At 66.9% G+C, this 14,014-nt stretch carries 10 protein-coding genes; all 10 read left to right on the plus strand.

All coding sequences use genetic code 11. The features are described 5' to 3' along the window. Position 1 precedes the first annotated feature (1 nt). Positions 2 to 766 carry a TPM domain-containing protein gene (locus ASF52_RS20020; RefSeq protein ID WP_056175985.1) on the plus strand — a complete coding sequence of 255 codons (765 nt, stop codon included), beginning with the start codon at positions 2 to 4 and terminating at the stop codon, positions 764 to 766. Then, positions 756 to 1,382 (plus strand): TPM domain-containing protein, encoded by a 627-nt coding sequence (locus ASF52_RS20025; protein ID WP_056175988.1) that lies wholly within the window; start codon positions 756 to 758, stop codon positions 1,380 to 1,382. The genes ASF52_RS20020 and ASF52_RS20025 overlap by 11 nt, the downstream gene beginning before the upstream one ends. A gap of 142 nt (positions 1,383 to 1,524) precedes the next feature. Continuing rightward, entirely contained in the window at positions 1,525 to 3,591 is a 2,067-nt protein-coding gene (locus ASF52_RS20030; RefSeq protein WP_056175991.1) for a carbon starvation CstA family protein, read from the plus strand. 5 nt (positions 3,592 to 3,596) lie between these two features. Next, the gene (locus tag ASF52_RS20035) at positions 3,597 to 3,821 is read left to right on the plus strand and encodes a YbdD/YjiX family protein (RefSeq protein ID WP_056097260.1); all 225 of its coding nucleotides are present in this window, start codon (positions 3,597 to 3,599) and stop codon (positions 3,819 to 3,821) included. A gap of 162 nt (positions 3,822 to 3,983) precedes the next feature. Next, on the plus strand, positions 3,984 to 7,208 hold the full coding sequence (locus ASF52_RS20040; RefSeq protein ID WP_056175994.1) for an efflux RND transporter permease subunit: 3,225 nt from the start codon (positions 3,984 to 3,986) through the stop codon (positions 7,206 to 7,208). Next, entirely contained in the window at positions 7,205 to 8,482 is a 1,278-nt protein-coding gene (locus ASF52_RS20045; RefSeq protein ID WP_056175997.1) for an efflux RND transporter periplasmic adaptor subunit, read from the plus strand. Before ASF52_RS20040 ends, ASF52_RS20045 begins: the two co-directional genes overlap by 4 nt. A gap of 92 nt (positions 8,483 to 8,574) precedes the next feature. Continuing rightward, positions 8,575 to 9,747, plus strand: a complete 1,173-nt coding sequence (locus ASF52_RS20050) for an MFS transporter (protein WP_056176000.1) — start codon at positions 8,575 to 8,577, stop codon at positions 9,745 to 9,747. 106 nt (positions 9,748 to 9,853) lie between these two features. After that, the gene (rpmG, locus tag ASF52_RS20055) at positions 9,854 to 10,021 is read left to right on the plus strand and encodes a 50S ribosomal protein L33 (protein ID WP_018044575.1); all 168 of its coding nucleotides are present in this window, start codon (positions 9,854 to 9,856) and stop codon (positions 10,019 to 10,021) included. Between the two features lie 152 nt (positions 10,022 to 10,173). Further along, the gene (gor, locus tag ASF52_RS20060; RefSeq protein ID WP_056176003.1) at positions 10,174 to 11,556 is read left to right on the plus strand and encodes a glutathione-disulfide reductase; all 1,383 of its coding nucleotides are present in this window, start codon (positions 10,174 to 10,176) and stop codon (positions 11,554 to 11,556) included. A gap of 126 nt (positions 11,557 to 11,682) precedes the next feature. Next, positions 11,683 to 13,974, plus strand: coding sequence for an FdhF/YdeP family oxidoreductase (locus tag ASF52_RS20065; protein ID WP_056176219.1), 2,292 nt, complete (start codon positions 11,683 to 11,685; stop codon positions 13,972 to 13,974). Positions 13,975 to 14,014: the final 40 nt, after the last annotated feature.

A 14,014-nucleotide genomic window follows, 5' to 3' on the forward strand; every position in this document is an offset into this window, starting at 1 on the left:
CATGCCTGTGATCCCGGGGCGAGGATTGCGTGCCGTCCTTCTCGGGCTCGCCCTCGTGTTCCAGGCGGGGCTGGCGCTCGCGGCCGATCCGTCCTTTCCCGCACTGACCGGACGGGTCGTCGACGCGGCCGGTATCCTGAAACCGGAGGATCGCGCCGGCCTCGAATCGAAGCTCAAGTCCTACGAGGACAAGACCTCCGATCAGGTCGTGGTCGCCACGGTGCCGGACCTCCAGGGCCTGACGGTGGAGGATTACGCCAACCGCCTGTTCCGGTATTGGGCCCTCGGCCAGAAGAAGACCGACAACGGCGCTTTGCTTATCGTGGCACCCAAGGACCGCAAGGTTCGTATCGAGGTCGGATACGGTCTCGAGGGAGCCCTGACGGATGCCCTGTCGAAGGTGATCATCACTACGGCGATCGCCCCGCGCTTCAAGGATGGGGATTACGTCGGTGGTCTGAACGCCGGCGCCGATGCCATGCTGTCGATCCTGTCCGGAGATGCCGAGACATGGCATCGCAAGGCCGAGATCCGCCGCGACGAGGCCGACCCCGGCCAAGTCATCCTCTTCATCGTCATCTTCCTGGTGATCCTGTTTCTCGCCTACCGGATGAATCGCGGGCGGCGCGGCGGCGGTTTCGTCATTCTTCCCGGCCCGTCCTCCGGCGGGTGGAGCGGCGGCGTTTCGGGCGGCTTCGGCGATGGTGGCGGATTTTCGGGTGGGGGCGGTTCGTCGGGTGGCGGAGGAGCCTCGGGTGACTGGTAAGCCGATCCTGGACTGCGCGGCACGAACGCGGATCGCCGAAGCCGTCAGCCGTGCGGAAGCCGCGACATCGGGCGAGATCGTCGTCCTGGTCGCGGCCCGCGCGGGATCCTACCGGTCGGCGCCCTTGGCTTTCGCCTTGGTCTGCGGCCTCCTCGTGCCCTGGCCGCTGATCCTGCTGACGCCGTGGAGCGCCGTCTCCATCGCCCTCGGGCAGGCCGTCGTCGTTCTCGCGGCCCTGGCGGCCAGTCTGCACCCACGCCTGCGGATGGTTCTCGTGCCGCGCGCGATCCGTCGGGCCCGGGCGCATGAGGCGGCGCGGCGGGAATTCTGTTCGCGGGGCCTGGCACGGACGCCGGAGCGCACCGGGGTGCTCATCTTTCTCGCCTGCGCCGAGGGGCATGCCGAGATCGTGGCCGATTCCGGGATCGCCGCTCGTGTTCCGTCCGCCGCCTGGAACGCTTCCATCGGTACGCTGCTCGGAGCCCTGCGCCGGGGTGAGATGGAGGCTGGCCTCATCGCCGCCGTGGCGGATGTCGGGGCGATTCTCGCGGCCGAACTGCCGGAGCGCGGCGGCGGACCTGACCTCCTGCCGAACCGGGTGATCGTGGTCGATTGATCTGCCGGCCGTGGGCGGGCTGGTGACACTCTGCAAATGATGTTTGCGGATCGCGCGAGATGTCTGGCCCTCGCCGTCGAATTGCGTAACAAGGGGGCTTGACGATCTGCCAGCAAGGACAGGTCGCAGGAGCGAGACGTCGATGAGTGCGATCACCAAGCACGGGCCATGGGCCCTCGTCGGAGCGTTGGGCGCGGCCGCCCTCGCCATCGTTGCCACGACCCGGGGCGAGACGGTCAACGCTCTCTGGATCGTCGTGGCGGCGGTCTGCACCTACCTGATCGCGTACCGCTACTACTCGCTCTTCATTTCCAGCAAGGTCATGCGCCTGGACGATACGCGCCAGACGCCCGCCCACGTGCACAACGACGGTCTCGATTACGTCCCCACGAACCGCAACGTGCTGTTCGGGCACCATTTCGCCGCCATCGCGGGCGCCGGGCCCCTGGTCGGCCCCGTGCTCGCCGCGCAGATGGGGTACCTGCCTGGCCTGCTCTGGATCCTCGCGGGTGTGGTTCTCGCCGGCGCCGTGCAGGACTTCATGATCCTGTTCATCTCGATGCGCCGCGACGGCCGCTCGCTCGGTGAACTGATCCGCGCCGAACTCGGCACCATTCCGGGCGTCATCGCCCTGTTCGGCACCTTCATGATCATGGTGATCCTCCTCGCCGTGCTGGCGATGATCGTCGTGAAAGCTCTGGCCGAGAGCCCATGGGGCACCTTCACCGTCGCGGCGACGATCCCGATCGCCATGATGATGGGCCTCTATGCCCGCTACATCCGCCCCGGGAAGGTCGGCGAGGTCTCGATCCTCGGCTTCGTGTTGCTGATGCTCGCCATCGTGTACGGCGGCAACGTCGCGGCCGATCCGTATTGGGGCCCGTTCTTCACCTTCACCGGTACCCAGCTCACCTGGATGCTCATCGGCTACGGCTTCGTCGCTTCGATCCTTCCGGTCTGGCTGCTCCTTGCCCCGCGCGACTACCTCTCGACCTTCCTCAAGATCGGTACCATCGTCGGCTTGGCGCTCGGCATCGTCTACGTCGCCCCGCACATGAAGATGCCCGCGGTCACCAAGTTTGTCGACGGGTCCGGTCCGGTCTGGGCCGGCACGCTGTTCCCGTTCCTCTTCATCACCATCGCGTGCGGCGCGGTGTCGGGCTTCCACGCCCTGATCTCGTCGGGCACCACCCCCAAGCTCATCGAACGGGAATCCGACGCACGCTTCATCGGCTACGGCGGCATGCTCATGGAGAGCTTCGTGGCCGTCATGGCCCTGGTCTCGGCCAGCGTCATCGAGCCGGGTATCTACTTCACCATGAACTCGCCCGCCGGCCTCGTCGGCACGACGCCAGAGAGCGCCGCCGCCGCGGTGACGAAACTCGACCCGGCCTTTGCGATCACCGCCGAACAGATCGCCCAGACTGCCGTCGACGTCGGCGAGCACTCGATCATCTCCCGCGCCGGCGGTGCGCCGACCCTCGCGGTCGGCATGGCGCACATCATCTCCTCCGCCATCGGCGGCAAGGCCATGATGGCGTTCTGGTACCATTTCGCCATCCTGTTCGAAGCCTTGTTCATCCTGACCGCCGTGGACGCGGGCACCCGGGCCGGCCGCTTCATGCTGCAGGATCTCCTCGGGCTGATCTCACCGACGTTCAAGGACACCACGGCCTGGGCGCCCAGCATCCTGGCCACCGCGCTGTGCGTCGGCGCCTGGGGCTACTTCCTCTACCAGGGCGTCACCGATCCGCTCGGCGGCATCTACACCCTGTGGCCGCTGTTCGGCATCTCGAACCAGATGCTGGCCGCCGTGGCCCTGACGCTCGCCACCGTGGTGATCTTCAAAATGAAGCGCGAGCGCTACGCCTTCGTCACGATCATCCCCACCGTGTGGCTGTGCATCTGCACCCTCACCGCCGGCTGGCAGAAGATCTTCTCGGCGGACCCCAAGATCGGCTTCCTATCGCATGCCGACCGCTTCTCGGCGGCGATCGCCGAGGGCAAGGTGCTGGCTCCGGCCAAGAACATGGCCGACATGCACAAGATCGTCTTCAACGACCGCATCGACGCGGCCCTCGCGGTGATGTTCGTCGGGCTGGTGGTGGCCATCGGCGTCTTCGGCATCAAGGCTTGCGTGAAGGCCTATCGCGCCGATCGCTGGACAGCCCTGGAGAGCGGCGGCCCCGCCGCCGTCGCAGCGGAGTAGGCACCATGGCGCTGTCGTCGATGGAGTTGCGGGACCGTCTCAAGACCTTTTCGAAATGCGTCTGCGACGGCGCCCGCCTCATGGTCGGGCAGGGCGATTACGAGGCCTATGCCAGCCACATCCGCAGGACGCATGCGGATCAGGAGCCGATGAGCGAGCGGGAATTCTTTCGGAACCGCGAGAATGCCCGCTTCGGAGTGGGGAACCGGAACGGCTTTCGTTGCTGTTGAGGACACCCCACCCGATCCGTATCTAGCGTACGGGCGCCCGATCGGGCGCCTGTGTCGCGCCGGTCAGCATTCATCCCGAAACAAATCCCCTGCATCCAGTATCCATGGGTCCCGGCTGGCAGCCTGTGCGACCACGGCTGAGCGCTCGTTCGTGGAGACGGCATGGGTCTCGTTCAATACGCGCTGAAGTTCCGGATCACGATCTACGTGCTCGCCGTGCTGATGATGCTCGGCGGGGCGGCGGCTGTGGTGGTGGCGCCGAAGGACGTGCTTCCCACCGTGGATATTCCGGTGGTCGTGGTGGTGTGGACCTATAACGGGCTCTCCACCTCCGAGATGGAACGGCGCATCACCACCTACGCCGAGTTCTCGCTCTCCAACAACGTCAACAACATCGCCCGTATGGAATCGACCACCCTACAGGGTACGGCGATTCAGAAGATCTATTTCGACGGGGCCGTGAGCATCGATCTCGCCATCGCCCAGACCGTCTCGGCGATGAATTCCATCCGCGCGACCATGCCGCCCGGGGTTCAGCCGCCCATCGTCCTGCGATTCTCGGCCTCCTCCGTACCGGTCATCCAGCTCTCCCTCGCCTCCGACCGCGAGAGCCTGACCAAGGTCTACGACTACGCCCAATACCGCATCCGCCAACGCCTGACCCAGGTGCCGGGCTCGACCCTTCCGTCGCCCTTCGGCGGCACGCCGCGCCAGATCATGGTCGATCTGGACCTTCACGCGCTCCAGGCGCTCGGGCTCACGGCACTCGACGTCACCAACGCCGTCACCGCTCAGAACCTCACGGTGCCCTCGGGCCTTGCCAAGATCGGCGAGCAACAATACCCGATTCAGCTCAATGCCTCGCCCGACGCCATCGACGCCTTGAACCAGATCCCCATCCGTGTGGTGGGTGGCCAGCCGATCCTGGTGCGCGACGTGGCTCACGTCCGCGACGGCGGTCCGCCGCAGGTCAATATCGTGCGCGCCGACGGTGTGCATTCGGTGCTGATGCGGATTTTCAAGAACGGAACCGCCTCGACCCTCGACGTCGTCAACAACGTCAAGAAGGCGCTCCCCGATATCCGCGCCGCCGCCCCCGAGGGCATGACCCTCAAGCCCCTGTTCGACCAGTCGGTCTTCGTCTCGGCCGCCATCGAGGGGGTGATCCACGAGGCGGTGATCGCCGCGGCGCTGACGGGCCTCACCATCCTGCTGTTCCTCGGCTCCTGGCGCTCCACCATCGTGGTGCTGATCTCGATTCCCCTCTCGATCCTCACGTCGCTCGCCATCCTCGCCGCACTCGGCGAGACCATCAACGTGATGACGCTCGGCGGCTTGGCGCTGGCAGTCGGCATCCTCGTCGACGACGCGACGGTGGCCATCGAGAACACCTATCGGCTGTTCGAGGAGGGTGAGCCGTTCCGGAAATCCGTGGTCGAGGGTGCGGCCGGCATCGCCAAGCCGGCCTTGATCTCGACGCTGTCGATCTGCGCCGCCTTCGTGTCGGTCTTCGCGCTGACCGACACGCCCAAGTACCTGTTCACGCCCCAGGCGCTGGCGGTCGTGTTCGCGATGCTGACCTCCTACGTCCTGTCGCGCACCCTGGTGCCGGTGCTCATCGATGTCCTGGTGGCGCGCGAATACGCCGAGCGCCACGGCGGCGGCGCGCCTCCGCGCCGGGGCCGCATCGCTCGCGCCCTCGCTTGGCTCGGCCGTCCTTTCCTGCGGCTCGCCGGCTGGATCGGCCACGGGTTCGAGGCGCGTTTCACCCGCTTCCACCGCGGATATGTCGGCCTCTTGCACGTCGTGCTGGCCCGGCGCGTCGCGACTCTCGCGGTGGTCGCCTGCGTGCTCGCGGGCTCGGCGGGCCTGTTCACCTTCGTCGGCCAGGACTACTTCCCGCAGGTGGCGTCGAGCCAGATGACCCTACATTTGCGCACCCGCCCGGGCATGCGGATCGAAACGGCGGAGCAGGTGTTCGCCGACGTCGCGCGCGTGGTCCGGGAAGTGATTCCCGAGGGTGAGATCGATCAGATCCTCGACAACATCGGCCTGCCGTCGAATAACTACAACTTCGCTTTCTCGGATGGTTCGTTCGTCGCCTACAACGACGGTCAGATGTTGATCAATCTCAAGGAAGATCACGGATCCGTCGCCGATTATACGAAGCAATTGCGCGAGGTGCTGCGCGAGCGCTTTCCCGACGTAGTGTTCTACTTCCAACCTTCGGACATAATCACCCAGATTCTCAACTTCGGCACCCTGGCGCAGATCGACATCCAGGTTTCCGGCCGCAACACCGCGAAGGATCTAGAGGTCGCACAGAACATCGTCCGTCGGCTCAGGGCAACGCGCGGAGCCGTCGACGTCCATCTCCATCAGATCGTCGGTACGCCGCAATTCTTCGTCGACGTCGATCGCAAGCTCGCCTCGGAGCTCGGCCTGACCCAGCAGCAGATCGCGCAGGGGCTCAACGTCTCCCTATCGGGCTCTTTCCAGGTGACGCCGAACTTCTGGACCGATCCGAAGACCGGCATTCCCTATCAGCTCTGGGTCCAAACCCCCGAATTCCGCAACGACTCCCTCACCGCCCTCGAGAACACACCGCTCCTCGTTCAGGGCGGTCCGGAGGCGCCCGGCGTACTGACGCTGCTCTCCAGCGTCTCGACCATGCGGCGCGAGGGCACCCAGACGGTCATCAACCACGTCAACACTCAGCCGACCTTCAACGTCTACGCGGCGGTTCAGGATTCGGATCTCGGGTCCGTGGCGAAGGAGATCCGCGCCATCGTGGCGGACGAACAGAAGGGCCTGCCGGCGCCGGACAAGATCACCGTCCGGGGCCAGATCGAGAGCATGCAATCGGCCTTCACGCGGCTCCAGGTAGGCCTCGCCATCGCGCTGGTGGCCGTCTACCTGCTGATGGCCGTGAACTTCCAGAGCTGGGGCGACCCCTTCGTGGTGCTGGCGGCCCTGCCGCTCGCCTTCTGTGGTATCGTCGCCAGCTTGTTCATCACCGGGACGACGATCTCGATTCCCTCGCTGTTCGGAGCGATCATGTCCGTCGGCATCGCGTCGGCCAACTCGATCCTCCTCGTCACCTTCGCGAAGGAACACCGGGAAGCCACGGGATGCAGCGCGGTGGAGGCCGCGCTCATCGCCGGCGAGACCCGTCTGCGCCCGGTGCTGATGACGGCGGGCGCCATGTTCCTCGGCCTCATCCCCATGGCGCTCGGCACGGGGGAGGGCGGTGAGCAGAACGCTGCCCTCGCCCGCGCCGTGATGGGGGGCATCGCCGTCGGTACCCCCTCGACGCTGCTGTTCGTGCCGTTCCTCTACGCGCTCCTGCGCCGGGGCGAGGTTCGGCCCCTGGAGGATTACGCGTGACCCACAGCCCCCGCGACCCGTCCGACGTGCCGCCGCCGCCCCGCGCCGGCCCGTTCGTCCTCGTCGGCCTCGGGATCGCCGGGCTCCTGGCCTGGGGCGGCTACGGCCAGTGGCAGCAGCGCGCCGCCGCCACGGAAACCCAGCGCAGGATCGACACCCACGTGCCGCGCCTGCGCACGGCCACGGTGGATCGGGCCGACAAGCCCATGGAGATCACCCTGCCGGGCCAGACCGATGCCTTCGCGCGGGCGGCGCTCTACGCCCGCGCCACCGGGTACATCGCCGAGCGCCGCGTCGACATCGGCTCCCGCGTGCGCAAGGGCGACATCCTCCTGCGAATCGCCGCACCCGACCTCGACCAGCAACTCGCGCAGGCCGAGGCGCAGGTCGGGCAGCTCGAGGCGCAACTCCTCCAGGCCCGCGCCATGGTCGATCAGGCCAAGGCCAACGTCGGCCTCGCCAACGTCACCAATTCCCGAACCTCGACCCTCGCCGGCCAGGGCTGGGCCTCGAAACAGAACGCCGACAATTCCCAGGCGAGCGTACTGAGCCAGACCGCGACCCTCGCCTCGGCCCAGGCCGGCGTGAAGGTGGCCGAGGCCAACATCAAGGCGCAGACCGCCACGGTCGACCGCCTGAAGGCGCTGACGGGTTTCAAGGATATCGTCGCGCCCTTCGACGGGGTGATCACCACACGGGGCGTCGATGTCGGCGACCTCGTCCACGCCGACGGCACCGGCACGGCCCTTCTTGCCATGGACCGCGACGACGTCCTGCGCGTCTCCGTCAACGTGCCCCAGAGTGCGGCGGGGGGCATCCGCGAGGGATTGGATGCCGCCGTCCGCGTGCCGCAGATGCCCAACCGCGTGTTCTCGGGCAAGGTCGAGCGCAGCTCCGTCGCCCTTCTGTTGTCGTCGCGCACCCTGACCACGCAGGTCGACGTCCCGAACGCCGATCTGACGCTTCGCGCGGGCCTTTATGTCTCCGTGACCTTCAAGGTGCCGCGCACGCAATCCGTCGCGGTGATCCCGGCGGAGGCCATGGTTTTCAATCAGCGCGGCACCCAAGTGGCGATCGCGGGCGACGACGGGCAGGCGCGCTGGCGCAACGTCCATGTCCAGCGCGATCTCGGCACGGTCCTGGAGATCGACCGGGGGCTGGAGGGTGGTGAGCAGATCGTCCTCAGCCCACCCGCCGACCTGCGCGACGGCCAGAGAATCGAGCGGCAGGTTCCCAAGACCGACGACAAGCCCGTGACGGCGGCGGCGCGCTGACGCGGCTCTGGCGGTTGCGCTCGTCCACCTCGGCGTAGAGAAAGCGGTCCCGAGGCCGCGGCGCGGCCCGCCCAGGACCGATTTCGCCGATCATGCTCGTTCAGGACCCGTCGCAGCCCGACGATCGCGCCCGTTTCGCCTCCATCACCGCCGCCATCGTCTGTGTCGCCGTCGTCGGCATCGGCCTCAGCCTCACCATCCCGCTCCTGTCCATCGAGATGGCACGGATGGGTGCGTCGAGCACTCTGATCGGCATCAACACTGCCGTGGCCGGCCTCGCCAGTATCCTCACGGTTCCGTTCGTGCCGCGCGTAGCCGCGCGCATCGGCGTGGTCCGTTTGCTGGTCCTGTCGTTGGGGCTCGGCGCTCTCATGCTCACGGGCTTCAAGCTGTTCCAGGACATCGCCTGGTGGTTTCCCCTGCGGTTCGTGTTCTCGGCCACCCTCGGCGTCCTGTTCGTCCTGTCCGAGTTCTGGATCAGCGAGGCCGCCCCGCCGGCCCGGCGCGGGTTGGTGATGGGCATCTACGCCACCGTGCTGGCCCTTGGCTTCGCCGTCGGCCCGACCCTGCTCGCCCTCCTCGGCACCGAAGGTTACGCGCCCTACCTCGCCGGGTCGTGCCTGTTCCTCGTCGCCATGGTCCCGCTGCTGCTGGCGCGCGGCCTCTCGCCGGAGATCGGGCACGGCGGCAGTCGTTCGATCCTGGCGTATCTGCGCCTCGCGCCGGCAGCGACCGGGGCCGCCCTGGTCTACGGTGCCGTCGAGACCGGGGGCTTCGCGATCCTGCCGCTTTACGGCCTCCGTCTCGGCTACGACGCCCAGACGGCGGCCGGTCTCGTCTCGGTCCTGGCCCTCGGCAACGTCGTGTTCCAGATCCCGTTCGGCTGGCTCGCCGACCGCATCGACCGGCGCATCGTCCTCCTGGCCTCGGCCCTGTGCGGAGCCGTCGGCTCGATCCTGATTCCCGTCGCCTCGGCGTCCTTTCCGGCGCTCCTCGTGCTCCTCTTCGTCTGGGGCGGCTTGGCCGGCACGCTCTACACCGTGGGGCTGGCTCAGCTCGGCGCCAGCGTGCGCGGGCCGGAACTCGCCGGGGCCAACGCGGCTTTCGTGCTCCTCTACAATGTCGGCCTCATGGTCGGCCCCCCGATCATCGGCGGCGGCATGGACCTCGTGCCACCCCAGGGCTTCGCCTACAGCCTCTGCGTCCTGTTCCTCGCCTATGCGGGACTCGTGGCTTGGCGCCTGCAAGGCTATCCCCGGCCTTGACGAACCCGGTCCGATGGGGCAATCACGCGCCGGTATTCAGCCGGCTCGGGCCGGCCCTTTTGCGTTTCGCTGATGCGGAATGCCGCCATCACAGGAGCGCCGCGCCATGGCCAAGGCCGTCACCGTCAAAGTTAAGCTGATCTCGACCGCCGACACGGGCTACTTCTACGTCACGAAGAAGAATTCTCGCACGCAGACCGAGAAGCTCTCCATGAAGAAGTACGACCCCGTCGTGCGTAAGCATGTCGACTTCAAGGAAACCAAGATCAAGTAAGCTGATCGCCGCATAGCGCCGGCCATCGGGCCGCTTCCCCGCGAGGGGAGGCGGCTTTTTTGTTGGGCCGCGGCCAGACTGTCACGGTTGAAGCCGGGCGAGGTTCGGGCGATGGAGGGCGCACAATGCTGCCATTGCCGGAACCCGCATCCATGACTCAGGAATTCGACGTCGATCTGTTCGTCATCGGCGGCGGCTCCGGCGGTGTGCGAGCCGCCCGCATCGCATCCGGCTACGGCGCGCGGGTCCAACTCGCTGAGGAATACCGGGTCGGTGGCACCTGCGTGATCCGGGGCTGCGTCCCGAAGAAGCTCATGGTCTATGCCAGCCGGTTCCGCGACGAGTTCGAGGATGCCGCCGGCTTTGGCTGGACCGTGCCCGAGCCGCGCTTCGACTGGAGCGTGATGAAACGGCGGCGCGACGCCGAGGTCCTGCGGCTGGAGGGCATCTACGGTACCAATCTGGGCAAGGCCGGCGTCGAGATCGTGCATGAGCGTGCGGTGATCGAGAATGCCCACACGGTGCGCCTTGCCTCCGGGCGGCGGGTGCGGGCGAAGGTCATCCTCGTCGCCGTGGGCGCGCATCCGGTGAAAGTCCCGGAGGTGCCGGGCTGCGAGCTCGCCATCACCTCCAACGAGGTCTTCGAGCTGGAAAGCCTGCCGGAACGCATCCTCGTTGTCGGTGGCGGCTACATCGCGGTGGAGTTCGCCGGCGTGTTCGCGGCGCTCGGCTCGAAGACCACCCTGGCTCATCGCGGCGACCGGCTCCTGCGCGGCTTCGACGACGAGATCCGCGACGCCCTCGACGAGGCTTACGCCAAGCGCATGGACTTGCGCCTCGGCATCAGCGTCGAGCGCCTGGAGCGCGTCGCTGGCGGCCTCGGCGTGACCCTGAGCGACTGCACGACGCTCGAGGTGGATCAGGTTCTCTACGCCACGGGCCGGCGCCCGAAGGTAGAAGGCCTTGGGTTGGAATCCGTCGGGATCACCCTCGACGAGGCCGGGGCGATCCCCGTCGACGCGTTCTCCCAGACCTGCGTGCCTTCGATCTACGCAGTCGGCGACGTGACCGACCGCGCGGCGCTGACCCCCATCGCCATTCGCGAAGGCCACGCCTTCGCCGACACGGTGTTCGGGGACAAATCGTGGGCCGTCGATCACGACCTCATCCCCACGGCCGTGTTCTCGACGCCGGAAATCGGCGTCGTCGGCCACAACGAGAGCACGGCGCGGGAGCGCTACGGAAAGATCGACGTCTACCGGTCGAGCTTTCGCCCGATGAAGGCGACGCTGTCGGGCCGCGATGAGAAGGTCCTGATGAAAGTGATCGTCGATTGCGCCAGCGACCGGGTGGTCGGCGTCCACATCCTAGGGCACGATGCCGGCGAGATCATTCAGGCGGTGGGCATCGCGGTCACCATGGGCGCCACCAAGGCTGATTTCGATCGTACCATCGCGGTCCACCCGACCGCCGGCGAGGAACTCGTCACCATGCGCTCGCCCGTGGTCACCAAGCATCCGGAAGCGGTCGGTTAGCGGGGTCGGCGCGCACCTGACGTCGCAGCTGGGAACAGGTCGGGTCCGGGGCCGGTTCCCGATAGCACTTTCGAGGGGCGCCTCCCCAGGGCGACCGCGCGAACCGGATATCCCATGACCGACAAGATGGCCGACCCGAAGATCGAACCCTATACCGGTCCGGCGGGCGGCTGGGGCTCTGCGTCGTCGCTGGCGGAGATCCTGCTGCGCGAGGAGATTCCCGTATCTGGCGCGGCTTTGCTCCTGAAGCAGAACAAGCCCGACGGGTTCATGTGCACGTCCTGTGCTTGGTCGAAGCCGAAGAAGCCAGCCGCCTTCGAGTATTGCGAGAACGGCGCCAAAGCGACCGCCTGGGAGCAGACCACGAAGCGCGTCGGACCGGATTTCTTCGCCGCGCACACGGTCACGGAACTCCTGGGATGGACCGACTACGCGCTGGAGGAGAAGGGCCGTCTCACCCATCCCTTGCGCTACGATCCCGTGAGCGACCGCTACGTTCCGGTCGAATGGGCCGAGGCCTTCGCCGAGATCGGGCGGGAGTTGCGCGCCTTGGATCCGAAATCCGTGGTCTGCTACGCCTCCGGCCGGGCATCCCTGGAAACCTCGTACATGTACGCGCTGTTCGCGCGGATGTACGGCAACAACAACCTGCCTGACTCGTCCAACATGTGCCACGAGCCGACTTCGGTGGGCCTCAAGGCCTCCATCGGTTCGGCCGTCGGCACCACGGTGCTGGAGGATTTCGAGAGCACCGACCTGATCCTGTTTTTCGGTCAGAACGTCGGCTCAAACGCGCCCCGGATGCTTCACCCCCTGCAGGATGCGCGCAAGCGCCGGGTGCCGATCGTCACCTTCAACCCGTTGCGCGAGCGCGGACTGGAGCGGTTCACCAACCCGCAATCGCCCGTCGAGATGGTGACCCGCAGCGAGACGCAGATCTCGACGCAGTACCATCAGGTCAAGGCCGGCGGTGACATCGCCGCCATCACCGGCATGTGCAAGGCCCTGTTCGCCGCCGACGACGAAGCCAGGGTCGTGGGTCGCCCGCGAATCCTCGACGTGGCGTTCATCGAGGAGCACACCCATGGGTACGATGCGTTCAAGGCCTATTGCGAGCGCAAGGATTGGGGGACCCTGGAAGCGCATTCCGGTCTGACGCGAGACGCCATCGAGGCGGCGGCCGCGGCCTACGGCCGGGCGCGCGCCGTCCTTGGCGTCTACGGCATGGGCCTCACCCAGCACCGCAAGGGCACCGAGGCGGTGCAGATGCTCGTCAACCTCATGCTGCTTCGTGGCAATGTCGGACGCCCCGGCGCTGGCCTCTGTCCGGTACGCGGTCATTCCAACGTCCAGGGACAGCGCACGGTGGGCATCACCGAGAAGCCCGAACTCGCCCCCCTCGACGCCCTCGCCACCCAATACGGTTTCGAGCCGCCGCGCGAGAAGGGTCTCAACACCGTCGAGGCCTGCGAAGGCATCGTCGACGGGTCGGTGAAGGCGTTTCTGAGCCTCGGTGGCAATTTCGTCCGCGCCATCCCGGATACGGTCCGGATGGAGGAGGCGTGGCGGCGCATGCGCCTGACCGTCCAGATCTCGACGAAGCTCAACCGCTCCCACCTCGTCAACGGCAAGGTCGCCTACATCCTACCCTGCCTCGGCCGCATCGAGATCGATGCGCAGGCCTCCGGCCCGCAGGCCGTGTCCATGGAGGATTCGACCTCGTGTTTCCATGGTTCGCGCGGCGTGACGAAGCCCGTCAGCGCGCATGTCCGTTCCGAGCCGTGGATCGTCGCCGAACTCGCCAAGGCGACGCTGGCTTCCAATCCCAAGGTGACCTGGGATGCCTGGGTCGGCGACTACGCCAAGATCCGCGATGCCATCGAGACGACCTATCCGACGGTGTTCCACGACCTGAACGGACGGATGTTCGATCCGGGTGGCTTGCACAAGCCGATCCCGGCCCGCGAGCGCAAGTGGGAGACGGAGACGGGCAAGGCCAACTTCATCGTGCCGGAGGGCCTCGACGAGAACCCGGACATGCCGGCCCGCGGCCCCGACATCCTCGATCTGATGACGCTTCGCTCGAACGACCAGTTCAACACCACGATCTACGGCTACGACGACCGCTTTCGCGGCGTGAAGGGCACGCGCGCGATCCTGTTCATGAATGCCGGAGACATGGCCCGGATCGGTGTGAAGGATGGCGAGACCGTCGATCTGTCGACGCCGTCCGATGACGGCTTCGAGCGATCGGTGAAGGGTCTGCGGGTGATCCAGTACGATATTCCGCCGGGCAATTGTGGTGGTTATTACCCGGAGCTGAACCCGCTGATTCCGCTCTGGCACCACGACGAACAGGCGAAGACCCCGGCGGCCAAGGCGATCCCAGTGCGGGTCGCGCGCGCTGCCGCGTCTTGAGGCGCTCACGCATCCGGCCTAACCCTTACCCCTCGACGCA

Source organism: Methylobacterium sp. Leaf112, assembly GCF_001423295.1.
Lineage (GTDB): Bacteria > Pseudomonadota > Alphaproteobacteria > Rhizobiales > Beijerinckiaceae > Methylobacterium.